This window comes from Nocardia sp. NPDC050710 (genome assembly GCF_040654375.1).
Classification (GTDB): Bacteria; Actinomycetota; Actinomycetes; order Mycobacteriales; family Mycobacteriaceae; genus Nocardia.
In genome coordinates this window covers 34541-53853 of record NZ_JBFAHV010000032.1, presented here as the reverse complement: position 1 = coordinate 53853, position 19313 = coordinate 34541, and the positions used below count along the sequence as shown (strand labels likewise).

The following is a 19313-nucleotide window of genomic DNA, read 5'->3' as shown; positions in this document are numbered from 1 at the left end:
CCGGATCTGGTCAAGCGGCGAGGCCGAGTCCGGCGGCGGCGATGACCGGGATCATGTACAGCAGCGGGAACGGGATGTGCGCGTAGGAGCGCGCCCGGATGATGGTGACGACCGCCCCGGCGAAGTACAGCACCACTCCGATCGCCGCGAGGATGCCGATGACGGGCAGCCACAGGCCGACGATCAGTCCGATCGCGCCCGCGGCCTTGGCCAGTCCGAGCCAGGTCCACCAGGATTCGGGGACGCCGTACTCGACCAACGGTGTCACCACGAACTCGGCGCGCCGCAGCAGCGAGAAGGCCGAGAAGCCGACCCATGCGGCAGCGAGGACGGTGACGATGACATAGGCGGTGTACATCGGAGTGGCTCCTTCGGTAAGCGAATCGTTGTTCGCCTTGTAGACGGAACCCGGGCGGGATCTGTGACATCGGCCAGCGAATCCAGCAACGAGAACGGCTCCCTATCCATCGGATAGAGAGCCGTTCACCTGATTTCGCGAGCACATGGGTAACTCACCGGGTACCAGCTAACCCGTCCACCACATCACCGCCGGCCGCCAACGCCACTCTCGTGGCACCTGGGTCTGGCTTGAAGACGCGGAGAGGCGGGGGAGCGACGCGGAGAGGCGGATCAGCTCAGGCGCTCGATGACCATCGCCATGCCCTGGCCACCGCCGACGCACATGGTTTCCACACCGAACTGCTTGTCATAGGTCTGCAGGTTGTTGAGCAGCGTGGTGGTGATGCGGGCGCCGGTCATGCCGAACGGGTGGCCGAGCGCGATGGCGCCACCGGAGACGTTCAGCTTGTCCTCGTCGATCTTCAGCGCACGAGCCGAGCCGAGCACCTGCACCGCGAAGGCCTCGTTGATCTCGAACAGGTCGATATCGTCGACCGTCTTACCCGCCAGCGCGAGGGCGCGCTTGACGGCCTCGATCGGGCCGAGGCCCATGATCTCCGGGGACAGGCCGGAGACGCCGGTGGACACGATGCGGGCCAGCGGGGTCAGGCCCAGTTCCTTGGCCTTGGTGTCGCTCATGATGACCAGCGCGGCGGCGCCGTCGTTGAGCGGGCAGCAGTTACCGGCGGTGATGGTGCCGTCGGGGCGGAACACCGGCTTCAGCTGGCTGACCGCGTCGTAGGTGACACCGGCGCGCGGGCCGTCGTCCTTGGAGACCACGGTGCCGTCCGGCAGGGTGATCGGGGTGATCTCGCGCTCGAAGAAGCCGTTCTTGATGGCCTCCTCCGCGCGGTTCTGCGAGCGCACGCCCCAGCGGTCCTGGTCCTCGCGGGTGATGCCGGTGAGGGATGCGACGTTCTCGGCGGTCTGGCCCATCGCGATGTAGGCGTCCGGGATCAGGCCGTCTTCGCGGGGGTCGTGCCAGATGCCCGCGCCGCCCTTGGCGGTCTCCACGGTCCGGGCCTCCGCGTCGGCGAAGATCGAGTTCTTGGTGTCCGGCCAGCTGTCGGCGGAGCCGTTCTTGTAGCGCGACACGGTCTCCACACCGGCGGAGATGAACACATCGCCCTCACCCGCCTTGATCGCGTGGAACGCCATCCGGGTGGACTGCAGCGAGGAGGCACAGTAGCGGTGCACGGTGGTGCCGGGCACGAAGTCGTAGCCCAGCTCGACCGCGACGATGCGCGCGAGGTTGAAGCCCTGCTCGCCGGCCGGCGAACCGCAGCCGAGGATCAGGTCATCGATCTGCGTGGGGTCGAGCGCAGGAACCTTGTCGAGCGCCGCGCGCACGATCTGGGTGGTGAGATCGTCGGGCCGCATATCGACCAGCGAACCCTTTGCGGCCCGGCCGATGGGGGAGCGGGCGGTCGAAACGATAACTGCCTCAGGCATGAGGGCTCCTTATGTACTCTCTGCTCAGTTTTGTACTGGCACCTCTATGTGTACCGAACCTATGTCGTGTCCGGAACGTCGCCCCGGTCGTTTCGTGTTTCGACACTACTGGCCGGTACCGCGCTGTCCGATGCGACAATCCCGGTCCGCGGGACAGCGCCGTTGCGCACGATGACGAATTCGCGCAATCGGGCGACGATCCGCCTGCGCTCGGCGGATTGGGCCGAGTGCGTCGTGGTGTGCTGCCGCGCCAGCGCCGTCACCAGCACCGGCAGGATGTGTTCGGCCGCGAGCGCATAGCCCGCGGCCGACGGGTGGAAGCCGTCCTCGGCGAACAGGTCATCCGGGGCCGTGAGGAATTCCGGCCCGAGATCGCCCATCGTGACGGGTTGTCCACCCGCGGTAGCCGTCACGGCGAACTGCGCCTTGGCCAACCGAATGCTCCAGTTGCGCACGAGTGTGCGCAGCGGCTGCGGAATCGCGGCCACGGTACCGAGATCGGGGCAGGTGCCGACCACGACGACGCTGCCCGCCAGCCGTAACCGGGCCACGGCGGCGCCCAGCCTGCGCGCGGAGGCGGTGATCGAATGCTTCTTGGTGATGTCGTTGGCGCCGATGAAGATGACCGCGGCGTCCGGTGGCGGACCCGCTACGAACATGGCGTCGACCTGTCCGGCCAGACCCTTGGAGGTGGCGCCGGAGATCGCCTTGGTGCTCACACGGATCCGCGCGCCGGTGGCCGCGGCGAGACCGCGCGCGATGCGAACGCCCGGCACCTCTTCGGCGGTGACGCAGCCGACCCCGGCCGCAGTGGAATCGCCGAAGATCATCAGATGAACGTCCACCGGTTTGCCCGGCCGCCACGGTTCCGGTGTGTCGCAGCCGGTCGTGTAGATCCCGTCGGCCTCGGGCGGTTTGGAAGTGTCTCGTCCGATGATGCCGCGCGCGGCGCCCGCCTGTGCCATGAGTAGTCGATACGCGGCCCACGACGCGGTGCCCGCGCTGGATCCGGCCAGCACGGTAGCCACGCCGGTCACCGCGGCGGTTCGCCAGCTGATCCGAGGTGCCACGATTAGAAATGGTACGGCTTTACCGGCGTGCGGCGCCGTGGTCGATTCGGGGCGCGGACGCCCCTGGTCGGCTCGCGCCGGGGATCGCCTCCGGCGTGCGGGTCAGACCGGGACGACGAAGGTGGCGCGCGCGGGGATATTCACGGTATCCGTGCTGACAGTGACCTCGATGCGGCCCGGTCCGGTGTCCTGGAACAGCGCGTACTGGATGCTGCCGTAGATACCGGTCACCACGACGTTGAAGTAACTGCCGGTCGCGCCGGTGTCGAGGTTGCGCCATGCCACGGTCGTCGGCACCTCGCACAGCGGGGCCAGCGGGTAAGCACCGGGACCGATGCCCGACACCGGCGTCGCCCGGACATTCATGACCGCCCGACCGGGCCATTCGGGGCTGGTGTCGGCCCAGGTCTGGATGCTCGTCCAGCAGAGTCCGCCGTGCGCGAGCGTGGGCACCTGGGGGAAGTGGACGGTTGCGGCACTGGCCTGTGCTCCGGACCCGACGGCCGCGGCCGTTGCCGCGCCGGCCAGCACCACGGCCGCGCGGGCGATGTTGGGCTGCCTCATGTTTCCCGATCCTAAGCCCGCGATCCCCGCCTCGGACCGACTCGGCTCCGGACGCTTGGGCGCGGCGTGAGCGAACTCACATACGGGCCTTCTGCAACGATGGGGCTATGCGCATCGCGGATCATGTCGTGGACCTCATCGGCAACACGCCCCTGGTCCGGTTGAACTCTGTCGTGGGGCCGAACGCCGGATTGGTGGCGGCGAAGATCGAATACCTGAATCCGGGCGGTAGCTCCAAGGACCGGATCGCGGTGAAGATGATCGACGCGGCCGAGAAATCGGGGCAGTTGCGGCCGGGCGGCACCATCGTCGAACCGACCTCGGGCAATACCGGTGTCGGGTTGGCGCTGGTCGCTCAGCAGCGCGGCTACAACTGCGTATTCGTCTGCCCGGACAAGGTCTCCGAGGACAAGCGCAATGTGCTGCGCGCCTACGGCGCCGAGGTGGTGGTCTGCCCGACCGCCGTGCCGCCGGACCACCCGGACAGCTATTACAGCGTCTCCGACCGTCTGGTGCGCGAGATCGACGGCGCCTGGAAGCCGGATCAGTACTCCAACCCCGGCGGCCCCGACAGCCACTACGAAACCACCGGCCCCGAGATCTGGCGCGATACCGAGGGCAAGATCACCCACTTCGTCGCCGGCGTAGGCACCGGCGGCACGATCACCGGCACCGGCCGGTACCTCAAGGAGGTTTCCGGCGGCCGGGTGCAGATCATCGGCGCCGACCCGGAGGGCTCGGTGTACTCCGGCGGCACCGGCAGGCCGTACCTGGTCGAGGGTGTCGGCGAGGACTTCTGGCCGTCGGCCTACGACCCGAATATCCCCGACGAGATCATCGCGGTCTCCGACGCCGATTCCTTCGATATGACGCGGCGGCTGGCCCGCGAGGAGGGTCTGCTGGTCGGCGGCTCCTGCGGCATGGCCGTGGTCGCGGCCATCGAGGTGGCGCGCCGCGATCCCGACGCGGTCGTGGTGGTGCTGCTCCCGGACGGTGGCCGCGGCTATCTGTCCAAGATCTTCAACGACGAGTGGATGAGCTCCTACGGGTTCCTGCGCACCCGGCTCGACGGCAGCATCGCCGAGCCGCTGGTCGGCGATGTGCTGCGCGCCAAAACCGGTGGGTTGCCGGATCTGGTGCACACCCATCCGTCGGAGACGCTGCGCGATGCCATCGAGATCCTGCGCGAATACGGGGTATCGCAGATGCCGGTTGTCGGCGCCGAACCGCCGGTAATGGCGGGCGAGGTCGCGGGCAGCGTTACCGAGCGCGATCTGCTGTCCGCGGTCTTCGAGGGCCGTGCGCACCTCACGGATTCGGTCGCCCAGCATATGAGCCCGTCGTTCCCGCTGATCGGCTCCGGCGAACCCATCTCGGCCGCGACCAAGGCACTGTCCGATACCGACGCCCTGATGGTGGTCGAGGACGGTAAGCCGGTGGGTGTCATCACCCGGCACGATCTGCTCGGGTTCGTCAGCACCGGCTCGATCGGCCACTGATTCCGGTCTGCCCCGCGCGTCACCTTCGGCGTACCGGAGAGGACGTCCGGGGCGAGTCGGGATCTCGGCACCGCTCCCTCTTTCGTCGCGCCAGGCTCGACGGGCGGTGCCCCTGAGGTCGGCGTCCGACGCGGTGCGTTATGGCTGGAATCCGGCCAGCATGGCTTCGAGCGCCTGCTGATCCGGGCCGACGAAGGCGGTGGCGTTCGGGGCGTCGGCGATCGTGTCGAACAGTTGATCGTTCATCCCGACCGCGGGTGGCAGGTGCGTGCTGTAGATGCCGGACGGGTCGAATGTGCGAATGGGATCGATAGTGGCCGTGTACTTTTCGGGGTCGATCGCGTGAATCCATGGACTGTCCGCGGCGGCCCACAGCAGCTGGGCCTCGGGCAGCACGGCGCCGATGGCGCGGGCGTCGTCCCCGGTGGCGAGCTCCGCGCTCGGTAACGGCGCGCCGAAGCAATCCGAGCTGAACAGTGCGCCGGATGCGGAGTCGAAAACGCCTACGGTGGAGGGATTGTCGAACAGTGGCGGCCGGAAACCGACCAGCATGCGGTCGCCGACGTCCAGCTTCTGGCCGGGGTTGAGCAGGAACACCCGATCCATCGGTACCTCCCACTCGCAGGACATCAGGCCGACGCCGAGGAAGGTGGTGACGATGCGAGCCTCGGGCGCGGCGTCGAGCAGTCGCCACAGGCCGCCGGTGTGGTCACGGTCCGGGTGGGTGATCCATATCCAGCGCACATCCGCGGGATCGAGGACGCGGCCGAGTTCGGCGACGAAATCCTTGTCCGGCGTACTCGATCCGGTGTCGACGACCACGGGCTGAGCGGCGTGCAACACGAAGGCGTTGATCGGTAGGACGCCGAGGCCGGGGATGTCGATGCTATCGCTGAGCAGGGTGATATCGCTGGTGAGCGAATGGATGTTCTTGGATGATTCCCGCCGATGGATGGTGGAAAGTGCTGGGTCCGTCCTGTTCAGAATGGCACGACGGTGGCGAGCAGGCCGTCCGCCTGTCCGCGGCCGGACAGGATCCGGCAGAACTCGATGGCATCGAATTCGAGAGCGTCATCAGGGGCGGCCGGTGCGGACCAGGTTCCGCCTGCGGGTCCGGTGGGTATGAGGCGGTACGGCCTGCCGTGTCGCCCGGCCCATTCGCGCACGACGTCGTCGACGATGCGGCCGTCGTGGTCGGCGGTCAGCACCAGCGCATGTCCGGTGGCGCGGGACAGGTCGATGCGGTGCATCCACGGGTCGCGGGTGAGGATGATGTCGATCAGGTAGCCGAGGCTCCATTTCTCGTCGATTCCGCCGACCACTTGGGATCCCGGCATGCGTAGCCCGCGGATCAGGCCGGGGGTTCGCCGTCGCCCCGCGGCCGCGCGTGGACCGAGCTCGCGCAGCCGGGTGGTCAGTTCCGCCGACGTCGCGGTACCGAACTTGCGGACCTGCAGTGCGGTCAGCGCATCGATCATCTGTGCTTCGCCGCCCGGTCGCTTATTCGCGATGCGGTTCTGCCGGAGGTTCTCCAACGGTGATGCGGCCATCGCCGCCATGCCCACCACATGCGAGATCAGCTGGTGCACAGACCATTCCGTGCAGTCGGTGGGCTTGTTCCAGTCCTGCGGCGCCAATTGTTCGACCGCATCGGCGATGCCGTCGTATTCCGTGGCGGCCAGCCGCATGGCGTCGGCGTGGGGGAGCGCGGGCCGGCGGAGGCCGGGCAGGTCGGCGGTGTTCGTCGTGGTCATGGCCGGATTCCTGTTCCAGTGTCAATGGGTTCGTCGTCTTCGGGGAGGCCGACGAGGTCGGCCCACATATCGACCGCGCGGTCCAGCAGTCGACGTCGGCTGTCACCGCCGGGGTCGTTGGCGAACTGTTGATCGATCAGGCCGGCGACTACCGCGAACCAGATCTCGATGTCGCCGCGATCGGTGACGCCGATGCCTGCCAGCGTGTCGACGGTCCGCGCCACTACGCGACGCGAGGGCGCGTACGACTCCTCCGAGGGGGTGAAGCCGGGCACGGTGCGCTGATTCATCAGCTGGTGGCGGGCGAGGTCGGCGACCGAGAAGTCGAAGAAGGTGCGCGATATCGCCTTGACCATGGCCCGGGGCTGGTGCGGCAGCCGGGCGGTGGCATCGGCGGCGAGCGCGTCGCATTGCTGCCAGGCCTGGCCGAACATCGCGTCGTAGATGGCGTGCTTGGAGGCGAAGTGCGTGTACAGCGACGGCGCCCGCATACCGACCCGGTGTGCCACCTGCCGCAGGGTCAGTTGGGCGAGTCCGTACTCGTGCGCCACCGCCCAGGCCGCGGCCAGGATTTCCTGGCGTGTCGCCTCACGCCGTTCGGTTTTCCTATCGCGAGTAGTTTCACCTAACACAATTAGGAGTGTGAGCCGCATCACAGTCGATGTCAAGGGTGTGACGCGCGGACAGGCCGCTGAATGCGATATTCGGCGGCCTGTCCGTCCCGGCACGGTAGGTGAGGGGCATCACCTACCGAAACCGAGATTCTGGAACCACCACGCCGGTACCGCGACCAGCGGCCGCGGCGCACGGTCCGAACACCGTGCGAGACAGGGTGTTCCGGCTCATCGCAGTCGACCTCCGCGCAGTCCGAGCAGGAAGCCGGTGACCACGGTGCCGGTGCCGTGCACGGTGTCGGCGCCCGAATCGGCGGCGATCTGCTTGGCGGTGTCGGTGTAGGTCCGGAAGCGAACGACCTGGCCGTCCTCGCCGAAGGTCCACAGGTGCATAGTCTGATCCGCGATCCGGCCGCCGTTCGGCAGCACCGCGTCGATCCGCACCTCGGCGGCCACCTGCCGCCCGGTGCCGATGATGTCGAGCACCGCGAAGTCCTGGAACCGCCATTCGGCGAGCAGGGCGAAGAATTCGGCGACCTCGGCGGGTCCACGCCTCGGTCGCATCAGCACGACGTCGGCGCTCTGCGCGCTGTTGTCGTCCCAATCCGCGTCCCAGCTGACCAGGTCGTCGAGCTGGTCCAGGATGTGCGGGATATCGCGGCGTTCGAAGGCCTGGTACATCGCGCCGACAACGTCGGCATTGGTGGGTTTGCGGGTTGCGCACATGGGTCACTTCCGATGGGGATTCCGCCGGGAAGTGGGACCACCCGGCGATTGATTCTCGGGGTGTACACATGGTTGTCCCGTCGCGGGATCGGTCACATCGGTCGATCTGCCTATCCCGACCGCACCCTAGGGCGGTATCACTCGGGCCTGGCGCACTACCGTCAGCCGACCGACGGTTGTGGCTACCGCCGGGCAACTGTATGCGGACGGTACCGGCTATCCCGGCAGCAGTCCGTGCTCCATGGCGAAAACCGCGGCGCCCGCGCGGGTTCGGCGGCCGATCTTGTCGTAGATGTGGGCCAGATGGTGACCCACGGTGCGTTCGGAGAGGACGAGTTCGGCGGCTATCAGGCGGTTGGACAGGCCGCGGGCCGCCAGACGCAGGACCTCTACTTCGCGGTCGGTGAGCCCGCAGGGCCATTCGGCGCGGGGTGGGCGTAGCCCCGCGGCCTCGATGACGGCGGCGCAGGCGTCACGGTCCAGGCGGCCCGCCGCCGCTTCGGCGGTCAGCGCCGCGGCGGCGGTGCCGAGGTCGGCGGCGGGGCGGTAGGGGCGGGGTTCGGTCATGGCCGCGAAAACATCGGCGGCGGCGAGCAATCGGGAGGGCAGCGGGAGGTCGTGGACGCGGACGCCACGGTGGTAGCCGCTGCCGTCGAGCCGCTCGTGGTGGCCCGCCGCCACTTCGGCGAGGTCGGTCAGCCCGGGGCAGCGGCGCAGCACCCGATCCGTCCAATAGCTGTGCAGCCGAACGCGTTCCCAATCGCCCAGGCTCAGCGGGCCGGGGCGATCCCATATCGCGCTGGATACGCCGGCGCGGCCGATATCGTGCAGCAATGCCGCGGACCGCAATGCGGCGCGGGCATCGGTGTCCATGCCGCTCAGCGCGCCCGCGGCATCGGCCAGTCGCGCGACATGCGCCGAATGACCCAGCAGGTAACGGCCTTTCAGATCGACCACAATCGCGAGGGCCATGCAGAGCCGGTCGCGTTCGGCGGGGCGGATCAGGGTCGGCAGCCCCGGCTCGGCGGCGACCACGGCGGCGAGCAGGTCCGGCACATCCAGCGCGTGCCACACCGCCTCCGGTTCGGTGTCGAAGACGGCGACCAAGTCGGGATCGAGGTGACCGCCCGCGCGCCTGCGCAATTCGTCCTGTGCCGCACGCCGATGGTCGGCGACGCTCGCCCGCGCCTGCGCGGCGGCGCCGAGGGAAGAACCCGCCGGACCGATCACGGCGCCCGCGGCCGGCCGGATCGCGGCGCTCGCACCGAAGGCGATCACCGTCTGCTCGGCAAGGTGCAGGATGCGTCCGGCCAGCGAGATGCGCTCGCCGCCGCGGCGGTCCGGGGCGCCGAGCCCGTCCCAGCGCTCCTTCACCTCGGTGAGCGCGCGCACCGCACCCTCGGGCAGCCCGAGCCGAGGGCCGAGCGCACGGCTGACCTCGCAGACCGAGCGGACCGCGAAGGGGGCGTCGCGAGGCGCCTCGGTCACGAAGCGCTGCCGCATCGCGGATTGCGCGGCAGGCTCCCACGCCCCGAATTCCCGCATCTGGTCGGTGAATACGGGTCGATCGCCGGGGTCGAGCACGTGGTACGCGCGTTGGAAGGCGATGTCATCGGCGAAGGAGTCGGCATTCTCCGAGGCCCGGCTGGTGCAGCCGACGGCACCGAGCAGGGCGGCGTGGAAGACCACGCGCCGGTCCGCCTCGTCCAGCCCGATCCGGTCGGCCAGCGCGGTGGCCACCAGGCAGGTGGCCAGACCTTTTTCGAAAGGCATTCCGGTCGCGAGATCGGTGGTCAGCGACAGCGCCGCGAGCACCTCGGTGACCCGGATGGACGACATGTCCCGACAGTAATGTTCGGACCGCTCCGCCGCAGTCCCATGTCGATTCTCCGCGAAACTGTTCGGCGTTTCGCGACAAACTCCGTGCCGGGCCTCGCGTCGGCGGATGTTGGAACGGATATTCCTCGAAAGGCGGCGATGGGCATTCAGAGGAATCTGGCAAACTCTTCGCAAACTGACGATTCGTCGGAATGCGCCGGGGTATAACCGGCCTGGAAGCCGCCTCGGCAACCGCCCTGGCGTCATCGGATAGCGAAGGGAAGGGCTGTGCACACCTCCAGTTCGGCTATCGATTTTCAGCAGGGGCTTTCCGGCGCGTTGAGTTCTTACGCGACGTTCGTCCTCGAGCCGGCCGAATTCCTGGCCATTCTGTTCATCGGCTGGATCATCGCGCGGCTGGTCGCCGCGATCATCGACAGGGTGCTCGAACGGGTGGGATTCGACCGCCTGGTCGAACGCGGCGGCATCGAACGAATGCTGTCCCGTAGCCGATACGACGCGTCTGAATTACTGGCGAAGCTGGCCTACTACGCGATCCTGCTGATCGCGTTGCAGATCGGATTCGGTGTGTTCGGGCCGAATCCGGTGAGCGTCATGCTCAATGACTTGGTGGCACGGCTGCCCGATGCGGCCGTCGCGATCGTCATCGTGGTCATCGCGGGGGTGGTCGCATACGGGGTCCGCGACACGGTGGCCACCGTGCTGAGCGGGCTGTCCCACGGCACCGTAATCAGCAAACTGGCCGCGGTCTTCCTGTGGGCCATCGGCCTTGTCGCCGCACTGAACCGGATCGGTGTGGCCACCTCGGTCACCACACCGATTCTCATCACCGTGCTCGCCACCGTCGGCGGCATCCTGGTGATCGATCCGGGCGGCGGCATGATCCGTCCGATGCGGCGGCGCCGGGAAGGCGGGCTCGGCCACGGGGAACGCGACCTGCCCGAGGTCGAGGGCCATGCGCGGACCTACCTTCGTGGTCGCGAGGACGTTGCCCGCGAACAGCTGTGGATAGATCAACAGGCCACCCGTGGCCAGCGGTGGATCCCGGACGAGTACCCGCCGGGCGACTATGCCCCTGGCGGGTATCCACGGACCGGGATGCCGTACCGCGAGCCCCGCGACCTGCTCTGACACGGCGGGCGACCGGCACCGAAGCATGACTTCGATCCAGCTATCCGCCAGCTGCTGTGACGCCGTCATGTCTCACCCGAGCGTGCCTGGTGGATCGGACTTTCCGGGCACATCGATGTGCCCGAGAATTCCGCTCAGCGAAAGGCGTTCGCGTCGGTCAGCGCCTTGCCGAGCACCAGCTGATGCACCTCCGCGGTGCCCTCGTAGGTGAGTACCGACTCCAGGTTGTTGGCGTGGCGCAGCACCGGGTAGTCGAGGGTGATGCCGTTGGCGCCGAGGATGGTGCGGCATTCGCGCGCGATCGCGATCGCCTCCCTCGTGCTGTTCAACTTGCCCGCGCTGATCTGCTCGGGCAGCACCTCGTGGCGATCCTTGAGTCGCCCCAGATGCAGGGCGAGTAGCTGGCCCTTACCGAATTCGAGCGCCATATCCGCGAGCTTGGCCTGGGTCAGCTGGTAGGCGGCGAGCGGCTTGTCGAAGACCTCGCGGGTGCGGGCGTACTCGATGGTCGCGGCCAGGCAGTCGCGGGCGGCTCCGAGCGCGCCGAAGATGATGCCGAAGCGCGCCTCGCTCAGGCAGGCCAGCGGCGAGCTCAATCCGTTCGACTCGGGCAGTACCGCCTCGGCGGGCAGCCGCACATCGTCGAGATCCAGTTCCGCGGTCACTGATGCGCGCAGCGAGAGTTTGCGGTGCATCTCGCGGGCGGTGAAGCCGGGAGTGTCGGTTGGTACCAGGAAGCCGCGGATCTTCGCATCGGTCTGCGCCCAGACCACCGCGATATCGGCGACCGAGCCATTGGTGATCCACATCTTCGAGCCGTTCAGCACCCAGTCGGAGCCGTCGCGCTTGGCCCGGGTCCGCATGCCGCCGGGATTCGATCCGAAATCGGGTTCGGTGAGACCGAAACACCCGATCGCGCGTCCGGCCGCCATCTCGGGCAGCCACTGCCGCTTCTGCTCCTCGGAACCGAAGGTGTGGATCGCGGTCATCGCCAGCGAACCCTGCACCGAGACCATGCTGCGCACCCCCGAATCGATCGCCTCCAGTTCCTGACAGGCCAGGCCATACATGGTCGCCGACATACCCGCGCACCCGTAACCCTCCAGATGCATGCCCAACAATCCGAGCGCGCCGAGCTCCGGCGCGATCTCCCGCGCCGGAAAGGTGCCCGCCTCGAACCACTCCGCGATATGCGGCCGCAGACGCCGCGCCGCGAACGCGGCCACGGTATCGCGGATCTCCCGCTCCTCCGCCGAAAGCAGAGCATCGATCCCGAACAGTTCTTCCACAGTCACCATCCACCCACCCTAATTCCCCCCATCCCGCCGAGTCCGGTATCACTGCGCGCACCTCACAGAGCCTTCGCACGCCCCACACGGGGTACAACCTCTGCGGGGCGTGTGGAAGGTCTGTGAGCCCTCGCCATTAGGGTGGGGGGCATGAGTGAGCTGGGATTCTCCACACGGGCCGTGCACGCCGGATTCGATCCCGATCCCCAGACCGGTGCGGTGAACGTGCCCATCTACGCGAGTTCGACCTTCGCCCAGGATGGGGTGGGCGGCTTGCGCGGCGGCTTCGAGTACGGCCGGACCGGCAACCCGACCCGGACGGCGCTCGAGGCCAACCTGGCCGCGCTGGAGTCGGGCGCGTACGGTCGGGCCTTCGCCTCCGGCATGGCGGCCACCGACTGTGCGCTGCGCGCGACGCTGCGCCCAGGGGATCACATCGTCATCCCGGACGACGCCTACGGCGGCACCTTCCGGCTGATCGATAAGGTCTTCAGCCAGTGGGGCATCGAGCATTCGCCCGCGCACGTATTCAATATCGACGAGATGCGCGCCGCGATCCGCCCGAATACCAAGTTGATCTGGATCGAGACCCCGACCAACCCGCTGCTGAGCATCGGCGATATCCCGGCACTGGCCGATGTCGCGCATGCGGCCGGCGCGAAACTGGTGGTGGACAACACCTTCGCGACGCCGTATCTGCAACAGCCGCTGCTGCTCGGCGCCGATATCGTCACCCACTCGACCACCAAATACCTCGGCGGGCACTCCGATGTCGTCGGCGGCGCGTTGATCACCAACGATCCGGAGCTGGACGCCGCATTCGCGTTCCTGCAGAACGGCGCGGGCGCGGTCCCGGGCCCGTTCGACGCCTTCCTCACCATGCGCGGCACCAAGACATTGGCGCTGCGGATGGAACGGCACTGCGACAACGCCGAAACCCTCGCCGAATTCCTCACCCGGCACCCGGCGATCTCCCAGGTCATCTACCCGGGTCTGCCGGAGCATCCCGGCCACGTCGTCGCCGATAAGCAGATGCGCCGATTCGGCGGCATGATCTCGGTGCGACTGCACGGCGGCCGTGACGCGGCGCACGACTTCTGCTCGCGTACCAAGGTCTTCACACTGGCCGAATCGCTGGGCGGGGTGGAATCGCTGATCGAGCATCCGGCCGCGATGACGCACGCGTCCACCGAGGGGTCCGACCTCGAGGTGCCCGCGGATCTGGTCCGGCTCTCGGTCGGCATCGAGGATGTCAGCGATCTGCTGACCGATATCGAGCAGGCGCTGGCGGGCTGATTCCCGGACCACCCTCACACGACAGAGCGGCCGCTCCCGGTATCGGGTAGCGGCCGCTCTTGTCGGGTTCCGGGGCGCAGGGGATCAGCTGTGGTAGGGCTCCGCGCTGACCAGCGTGACCTTCATGGTCTTGCCGTTGGGCAGTGTGTATTCGCGAGTGTCGCCGACCTTGGCGTCGATGAGCGCGCCGCCGAGCGGAGAGTTCGGCGAGTAGGTCTCCAGCTTGGAGTCGCTCAGGCCCTCTTCGCGGGTGGCGATGAGGAAGGTCTCGGTGTCGGACTCGTCGCCGTCGTAGTAGACCTTCACGACCGAGCCGGGCAGTGCGACGCCGGACTTGGTGGGCGCGACGCCGACCTTGGCGTTGTTCAGCAGCTCCTGCAGCTGGCGAATGCGCGCCTCCTGCTGGCCCTGCTCCTCACGCGCGGCATGGTAACCACCGTTCTCCTTGAGGTCACCCTCCTCACGGCGCTCGTTGATCTCGGCAGCGATGACGGGACGATTGGCGATCAGCGCGTCGAGCTCGCCCTTGAGCCTGTCGTGCGACTCGGGGGTCAGCCAGGTCACTTGCGTCTCGGTCATCTCGATCACTCCCTAGTAGTTGTTCCCGCCGAGGCGGGATTCCCTGAAAACTGCCGCACAATCACCCGAAGGTGGGCGTGCACCAGCCGACGGCTAGAGCGATCCTGGGAAGTTCGGAGAACCCCAACAGGACTGGTTCCGGGCAAACCCGAAAACCCGGAACTCACAGCGCTGGCCATCAATGCAGCAAACACGGCTCCGAGCCCCGGAACCGTGTGTCACGCCATTTTAGCATGAATCACAAACATGCAGGTCGGAGTTTGTTTTGTCGGCCGTGGCACCGACGATTCGTGACCTTTGCCCCGTTGGCCGGGGTGCATTCACCCGGCCCGTAGGTATTCGGGTACCTGGTTACTGCATCCATAAATGTTGCCAGCGGATGGCCGAGCCGAGGACCTGACCGTGGTGGTCAGCTCGAGCGTCCCGCTCTCCGACGGCTGGATGAGTACCTCGCGGCGGCCCACCTCGGCCCCGTCGCGATCCATCGCGCGGACGAAACACACCGCAGGCCGGCCGGGGTCGTCGCGGGTGACCTTCATGCGGATGGTCATGGTGGAGTCGTCGACGACGGTGTAGCCGAGTTGTTCGGCGTCGATGTCGTCGGGCCCGTACTTCTGGAAGCCGAGATAGGCGACACCCAGCCCCACCGCCAGCACCACCAGGCCCAGGACCAGCGGAATCCAGGGGCGCCGGGCGCGTGGCGCGGTTCCGTACCGGTCGGCACGACGAGCCGCCGCGGCGCCCTCGGCGGACGCGCCGCCGGTCGTTTCGGGCTCAGGCACGCTCATAGACTCGTCGCTCCCGGGGGGCACGTCGGAACAAAAGTAGGTCGAATGAAACTATAGGGAACGAAGACCAGACACCCGCGACCGAGAGCGATGGTGAACGAGACGTGAGTGGCCTTCGCCTCATGGCGGTGCATGCCCACCCCGACGACGAATCCAGCAAGGGTGCCGCAACAACCGCCCGCTACTCCGACGAAGGACACGAAGTCCTCGTCGTGACGTTGACCGGCGGCGAACGTGGCAGCATCCTCAACCCCGCGATGGACACACCCGGGGTGCTGGAGCGCATCGATGAGATCCGTCGCGAGGAGATGGCCGCCGCCGCTCGCGCGCTCGGCGTGCGCCAGACCTGGCTCGGCTTCGTCGACTCGGGCCTGCCGGAGGGCGATCCGCCGCCGCCGCTGCCGGAGGGTTGCTTCGCGCTGGTTCCGCTGGAGGAGTCCACCGAAGCTCTGGTGCGAGTGATCCGCGAGTTCAAGCCGCATGTGATCACCACCTATGATGAGAACGGCGGATATCCGCATCCGGACCACATCCGCTGCCACCAGGTGACGGTGGCCGCGTTCGACGCCGCGGGCGATCCTGATCGGTTCCCCGACGCGGGAGAGCCGTGGACGCCGTTGAAGCTGTACTACGACCACGGTTTCAGCATGAAGCGGCTGGAGGTGTTCGCCGCCGAGTACGAGCGGATCGGCGAGCCGTTCCCGCTGCAGGAGTGGCTGGAGCGGATGCGGCACTACGCGGCCGGACGCGGCGACAAGATGGCCCGCGTCACCACCCAGATCGAATGCGGCAAGTACTTCCCGCAGCGTGATGACGCGCTGCGGGCGCACGCCACCCAGATCGACCCGAACGGCGCCTTCTTCGCCATTCCGCTGGAATTGCAGCAGCGGCTGTGGTCGACCGAGGAGTTCGAGCTGGCCCAGACCCGGGTCAGCACCGCGCTGCCGGAGAACGATCTGTTCGCGGGGATCGAGGGCGTGGACCGGTGATGCTCGAGCTACTGGCCCAGACCCCGGGCACGCCGACCGGACCCGAGTTCGGCAAGGCCTCGCCGCTCGGGCTCGTCATCATCCTGGTGCTGCTCGCGGGCACCGTCCTGCTGGTGCGATCGATGAACCGGCACCTGAAGAATCTGCCGCCGACCTTCGAACCGGAACATCCGGAGCCGGACCAGGAGGCGGACGAGGGGACCGAGCACGGGATCACCCGGCGCGCCGACGAGGGTCCCGAGGGCCGCGCCCAGCCGAGCTGAGCCCGATCAGCCCAGTTCCTCCAGGAATGCGCGGACGTCGTCGGCCTCGGGGACGCGCAGCGTCGACCAGCCGGTCAGGGCTTGTTCGGCGTGGTGGCGCGCGAGATCGAGATTGCCGAGGTCGCGATGGGCGCGGGCCAGGCCCTCCGCGGCGCGCGCTCGTTCCGGCTGATTGCCGTTCTCCTCGGCCAGCCGCAGTGCGGCCGCGTGCTCGTCCAGTGCTCCGGCCCGATCGCCCGCCGCGCGGGCGGTTTCGCCGAGACCGTTGAGCGCCGCGGCGCGGTCACTGTGATTGTTCTGTGCCGCGTAGAGTTCCGCGGACTGCCGGTGGTGGCGCATCGCCTGCTCGAGATTGCCGCCGCGGCGGTGCACCAGCCCGATGTAGTTGAGCACCAGGGCTTCTCCGTGCCGATTGCCCAGCTCGCGGTGCAGGGTCAGCGCCCGGTTCAGATGATCGTCGGCGTCCGCGGGAAGTCCGCAGAGGTCGAGGATGACGCCGAGGTTGCCGAGTACATGCGCTTGACCGACCCGGTTGTCGCTCCCGTGGGCGAGTTCGAGCGCCTTCGCGTAGTACTCGCGGGCCGACTCGAATCCGCGGCGGCGGGCCGCGACATTACCGAGGGTGTTCCAGGCGCGCGCCTCCTCGCGGTCCATGCCGGTCGCCCCGCACAGTTCGACCGCCTGCCGTGACAGTTCTTCGGCGACCGGGTAATCGCCACGGCGCCACGCGGTCCAGCCGAGGTCGGTCAGTGCCCGGCCTTCGGCGTCCCGATCGTGCGCCCGGCGAGCGGCTTGCAGGGCCGCCTCGTGCAGGATCGCGGCGTCGGAGTGGCGGGAATTACCGTCCAGGTAGACACGCAGCGTATCGGCCAGATCGCTGACGCGCAGCGGCCATGCGCAGTGGGCGGCGGTGGCGGTGGTGGAGACCAAATTCGCGCGTTCGGCGGCGAGCCAGGCGGCGGCCGCGGCGGTATCGCGGAAGGGCGCGATCGGGCGGGTCGGCTCGGGCAGCGGCGTGCGGGCGTCGGTGTTGTAGGGGTAGAGCAGGTCGACGGCCGCGCGGGCGTGGTACAGGTAGTGCTCGAACAGCCGGGTGGTCGCGGCTTCTCGGTCCGCGAGGGGCTCGGTGGCGGCCGCGGTCGCGCGGGCGAATTCGCGCAGCAGGTCGTGCTGGGTGTAGCGGCCCGGTTCGTGCTGGGCCGACATATGCGCGTCGAGCAATTCCTCCAGGTGCTCCTCGGCCGCGCGGTCGGAGATATCGGCGAGCGCGGCGGTCGCTCGCGGGTCGATATCGCGGCCGGGATGCAGTCCGAGCAGTCGGAATACCCGCTGTTGGTCGGGGGTGAGGTACTCGTAGGAGAGGGCGAAGGCGGCGGCGACCCCACGGTCGGCGGTGGAGAGTTCGGCGAGCCTGTGCTGTTGGTCGCGCAATCTACTTGCCAGATACGCCACGCTCCAGCGCGGCCGGTGGTGCAGGCGGGCCGCCGCGATCCGCACCGCGAGCGGCAGGAAACCGCACAGCCGCAGTACATCGAGGACATCCTGCGGTTCGGCCGCGGCGCGCTCGCCGACGATCCGGCCGAACAGGGCTATCGCATCCACGGAGGACAGCAAATCCAACGAAATCGCCTGTGCGCCGTCCAGATCGAGCAGTCGGCGCCTGCTCGTGATCAGCAACAGGCTGGGTGACGCGCCGGGCAGCAGTGGCCAGATCTGTTCGGCGTCGACGGCGTTGTCCAACACCACGACCAGTGCCCGGGTGGCGAGTTCGGCCCGCCACATGGCGCCGCGATCGGCATCGGGCATCGGGATGCGATCGGCGGGAATGCCCAACTGCCGCAACAGGAGTTCCAGCGCGGCACCCGGATCGATGGGTCGGCTGCCCGGCGTGTGGCCCTGCAGATCGATGAAGAGTCCGCCGTCCGGGAATCGATCGGTCATACGGTGTGCGGTGTGCACCGCCAAGGTGGTCTTGCCGATTCCGGCCATGCCGTCGAGCACCACGACATTCGGTGCTCGAGTGTCGTCGGTGCGCGGCGCGGTGAGCTGGTCGAGTTCGGCGACCCGCCCGGCGAAATCGGGAATGTCGTAGGGCAGGAAGTTCGGTGGGGAGGTGGGCGGCGTCTGCCTCCGGTGCGCCGCCCCGGTCCGATCGGATGCGACCGGCGGGCCATCGATCGTCTTCGGCGCGTTGTCGGAACGAGGTGGCTCGGGCGTGTGGTCGGTATTCGGCGAGCGCTGCTCGGGCAGCGCCAGGGACGGATCATCCCGCAGCACAGCCTGTTCCAAGGCCAGAAAGGCGCGGCCGGGATCCAGGCCCTGCCGCTCGGCGAGCTGCGCGCGGAAGGTGCGCGCGGCGCCGAGTGCGTCGGCCTGGCGACCCGAGCGGTACAGGGCGAGCACCAACTGCGCGTGGAGGCGTTCGCGCAGCGGGTTGGCCACGGCGTGGTCGGCGAGTTCATCGATGATGTCGCGATGACGCCCCAGCGTCAGCTCCACCTCGATCAGGCGCTCGATGGTGGCGATTCGCTTTTCGCCGAGCCGGGCCCGGGTGCCCGCTACGTAGTCGGCCGCCACATCGGCGAGCGCTTCGCCGCGCCACAGGCCCAGCGCGGTCCGCAACGCCTGGGCCGCGCCACGCGGATCATCGGTGGCCCGCGCATGGCCCAGAGCCACCAGCGCGTCGAATTCGGCCAGATCGAAATCGCCGAGCCCCGGACGTACCACATAACCGGCCGCGGATTTGGTTTCCAGCAAGCCCTCGACTTGCACTGAGCGCAGCGCCCGGCGGATCGCGGTGACCGCGGCGTGGATCTGGGCGCGCGCGGTATCGGGCGGCGTCGGCCCCCACATGGCATCGATGATGCGCTCGGCGCTGACCAGCTGGCCCGCATTGAGGAGCAAATACGCGAGTACCGCGCGGTGCCGCGGCGCGGTTCCGGCCACCGGAACTCCGTCCACCGCGATCTCGACGGTGCCGAGAACCCTGAACCGCATACCCATCTCCAGCCTCCCATCGAGCGCCCATAGCGGAGGCATAGCGAATCTATCAACCCGGTCG

General features: G+C 68.2%; 18 protein-coding genes. 5 read left to right on the top strand and 13 right to left on the bottom strand.

The annotated features are described in order from the left end of the window. Window positions 1-10: 10 nt before the first annotated feature. The 4 genes from AB0H61_RS35290 to AB0H61_RS35275 form a co-directional block, all read right to left on the bottom strand. Window positions 11-358: a DoxX family protein gene (locus AB0H61_RS35290; protein ID WP_357312238.1), complete on the bottom strand. Its 348-nt coding sequence runs from the start codon at window positions 356-358 to the stop codon at window positions 11-13. A gap of 272 nt (window positions 359-630) precedes the next feature. Next, on the bottom strand, window positions 631-1851 hold the full coding sequence (locus AB0H61_RS35285; RefSeq protein ID WP_357312236.1) for an acetyl-CoA C-acetyltransferase: 1221 nt from the start codon (window positions 1849-1851) through the stop codon (window positions 631-633). Between the two features lie 59 nt (window positions 1852-1910). Further along, a complete protein-coding gene (locus tag AB0H61_RS35280) occupies window positions 1911-2924 on the bottom strand; it encodes an SGNH/GDSL hydrolase family protein (RefSeq protein ID WP_357312301.1) in 1014 nt (337 codons plus the stop codon). A gap of 99 nt (window positions 2925-3023) precedes the next feature. Then, the gene (locus AB0H61_RS35275) at window positions 3024-3485 is read right to left on the bottom strand and encodes a hypothetical protein (RefSeq protein ID WP_357312233.1); all 462 of its coding nucleotides are present in this window, start codon (window positions 3483-3485) and stop codon (window positions 3024-3026) included. 107 nt (window positions 3486-3592) lie between these two features. Between AB0H61_RS35275 and AB0H61_RS35270 the strand changes: the two genes are divergently transcribed. Continuing rightward, the gene (locus AB0H61_RS35270) at window positions 3593-4984 is read left to right on the top strand and encodes a cystathionine beta-synthase (RefSeq protein ID WP_357312231.1); all 1392 of its coding nucleotides are present in this window, start codon (window positions 3593-3595) and stop codon (window positions 4982-4984) included. A 138-nt stretch (window positions 4985-5122) separates the two neighbouring features. On the opposite strand, the gene AB0H61_RS35265 is transcribed toward AB0H61_RS35270, so the two are convergent. From AB0H61_RS35265 to AB0H61_RS35245, 5 genes are all read right to left on the bottom strand, one after another. Continuing rightward, window positions 5123-5863 carry an MBL fold metallo-hydrolase gene (locus AB0H61_RS35265; protein ID WP_357312298.1) on the bottom strand — a complete coding sequence of 247 codons (741 nt, stop codon included), beginning with the start codon at window positions 5861-5863 and terminating at the stop codon, window positions 5123-5125. A 101-nt stretch (window positions 5864-5964) separates the two neighbouring features. Next, window positions 5965-6738, bottom strand: coding sequence for a maleylpyruvate isomerase family mycothiol-dependent enzyme (locus tag AB0H61_RS35260; RefSeq protein WP_357312229.1), 774 nt, complete (start codon window positions 6736-6738; stop codon window positions 5965-5967). After that, window positions 6735-7370: a TetR/AcrR family transcriptional regulator gene (locus tag AB0H61_RS35255; protein ID WP_357312227.1), complete on the bottom strand. Its 636-nt coding sequence runs from the start codon at window positions 7368-7370 to the stop codon at window positions 6735-6737. Before AB0H61_RS35255 ends, AB0H61_RS35260 begins: the two co-directional genes overlap by 4 nt. 210 nt (window positions 7371-7580) lie before the next feature. Next, complete coding sequence (locus AB0H61_RS35250) at window positions 7581-8078, bottom strand: nuclear transport factor 2 family protein (protein ID WP_357312224.1); 498 nt, start codon at window positions 8076-8078, stop codon at window positions 7581-7583. A gap of 216 nt (window positions 8079-8294) precedes the next feature. Next, entirely contained in the window at window positions 8295-9917 is a 1623-nt protein-coding gene (locus AB0H61_RS35245; RefSeq protein WP_357312222.1) for an HD domain-containing phosphohydrolase, read from the bottom strand. 267 nt (window positions 9918-10184) lie between these two features. Here AB0H61_RS35245 and AB0H61_RS35240 point away from each other — a divergent pair, with 267 nt between their 5' ends. Further along, on the top strand, window positions 10185-11048 hold the full coding sequence (locus AB0H61_RS35240) for a hypothetical protein (protein WP_357312220.1): 864 nt from the start codon (window positions 10185-10187) through the stop codon (window positions 11046-11048). 134 nt (window positions 11049-11182) lie between these two features. On the opposite strand, the gene AB0H61_RS35235 is transcribed toward AB0H61_RS35240, so the two are convergent. Next, window positions 11183-12346, bottom strand: a complete 1164-nt coding sequence (locus AB0H61_RS35235; protein ID WP_357312217.1) for an acyl-CoA dehydrogenase family protein — start codon at window positions 12344-12346, stop codon at window positions 11183-11185. Between the two features lie 141 nt (window positions 12347-12487). Between AB0H61_RS35235 and AB0H61_RS35230 the strand changes: the two genes are divergently transcribed. Then, window positions 12488-13633, top strand: coding sequence for a cystathionine gamma-synthase (locus AB0H61_RS35230; protein ID WP_357312215.1), 1146 nt, complete (start codon window positions 12488-12490; stop codon window positions 13631-13633). An 84-nt stretch (window positions 13634-13717) separates the two neighbouring features. On the opposite strand, the gene greA is transcribed toward AB0H61_RS35230, so the two are convergent. Both greA and AB0H61_RS35220 read right to left on the bottom strand, forming a co-directional pair. Continuing rightward, window positions 13718-14212 (bottom strand): transcription elongation factor GreA, encoded by a 495-nt coding sequence (greA, locus tag AB0H61_RS35225; RefSeq protein WP_357312213.1) that lies wholly within the window; start codon window positions 14210-14212, stop codon window positions 13718-13720. Between the two features lie 320 nt (window positions 14213-14532). Further along, window positions 14533-15000, bottom strand: coding sequence for a DUF4307 domain-containing protein (locus tag AB0H61_RS35220; RefSeq protein ID WP_357312210.1), 468 nt, complete (start codon window positions 14998-15000; stop codon window positions 14533-14535). Between the two features lie 122 nt (window positions 15001-15122). Between AB0H61_RS35220 and mca the strand changes: the two genes are divergently transcribed. Together mca and AB0H61_RS35210 are read left to right on the top strand one after the other, a co-directional pair. Continuing rightward, entirely contained in the window at window positions 15123-15989 is an 867-nt protein-coding gene (mca, locus tag AB0H61_RS35215) for a mycothiol conjugate amidase Mca (protein WP_357312295.1), read from the top strand. Further along, window positions 15989-16252, top strand: coding sequence for a hypothetical protein (locus AB0H61_RS35210; RefSeq protein WP_357312207.1), 264 nt, complete (start codon window positions 15989-15991; stop codon window positions 16250-16252). The genes mca and AB0H61_RS35210 overlap by 1 nt, the downstream gene beginning before the upstream one ends. Before the next feature lie 6 nt (window positions 16253-16258). On the opposite strand, the gene AB0H61_RS35205 is transcribed toward AB0H61_RS35210, so the two are convergent. Beyond that, complete coding sequence (locus tag AB0H61_RS35205) at window positions 16259-19249, bottom strand: BTAD domain-containing putative transcriptional regulator (protein ID WP_357312206.1); 2991 nt, start codon at window positions 19247-19249, stop codon at window positions 16259-16261. Between the last annotated feature and the right edge of the window lie 64 nt (window positions 19250-19313).

Bases quoted from the DNA above. Each gene is read 5' to 3' on its own strand.
- AB0H61_RS35290 (WP_357312238.1), bottom strand. From the start codon at position 358: ATGTACACCGCCTATGTCATCGTCACCGTCCTCGCTGCCGCATGGGTC.
- AB0H61_RS35235 (WP_357312217.1), bottom strand. From the start codon at position 12,346: ATGGTGACTGTGGAAGAACTGTTCGGGATCGATGCTCTGCTTTCGGCG.
- AB0H61_RS35245 (WP_357312222.1), bottom strand. From the start codon at position 9,917: ATGTCGTCCATCCGGGTCACCGAGGTGCTCGCGGCGCTGTCGCTGACC.
- greA (WP_357312213.1), bottom strand. From the start codon at position 14,212: ATGACCGAGACGCAAGTGACCTGGCTGACCCCCGAGTCGCACGACAGG.
- AB0H61_RS35220 (WP_357312210.1), bottom strand. From the start codon at position 15,000: ATGAGCGTGCCTGAGCCCGAAACGACCGGCGGCGCGTCCGCCGAGGGC.
- mca (WP_357312295.1), top strand. From the start codon at position 15,123: ATGGCGGTGCATGCCCACCCCGACGACGAATCCAGCAAGGGTGCCGCA.
- AB0H61_RS35250 (WP_357312224.1), bottom strand. From the start codon at position 8,078: ATGTGCGCAACCCGCAAACCCACCAATGCCGACGTTGTCGGCGCGATG.
- AB0H61_RS35230 (WP_357312215.1), top strand. From the start codon at position 12,488: ATGAGTGAGCTGGGATTCTCCACACGGGCCGTGCACGCCGGATTCGAT.
- AB0H61_RS35270 (WP_357312231.1), top strand. From the start codon at position 3,593: ATGCGCATCGCGGATCATGTCGTGGACCTCATCGGCAACACGCCCCTG.
- AB0H61_RS35210 (WP_357312207.1), top strand. From the start codon at position 15,989: ATGCTCGAGCTACTGGCCCAGACCCCGGGCACGCCGACCGGACCCGAG.
- AB0H61_RS35205 (WP_357312206.1), bottom strand. From the start codon at position 19,249: ATGCGGTTCAGGGTTCTCGGCACCGTCGAGATCGCGGTGGACGGAGTT.
- AB0H61_RS35285 (WP_357312236.1), bottom strand. From the start codon at position 1,851: ATGCCTGAGGCAGTTATCGTTTCGACCGCCCGCTCCCCCATCGGCCGG.
- AB0H61_RS35260 (WP_357312229.1), bottom strand. From the start codon at position 6,738: ATGACCACGACGAACACCGCCGACCTGCCCGGCCTCCGCCGGCCCGCG.
- AB0H61_RS35275 (WP_357312233.1), bottom strand. From the start codon at position 3,485: ATGAGGCAGCCCAACATCGCCCGCGCGGCCGTGGTGCTGGCCGGCGCG.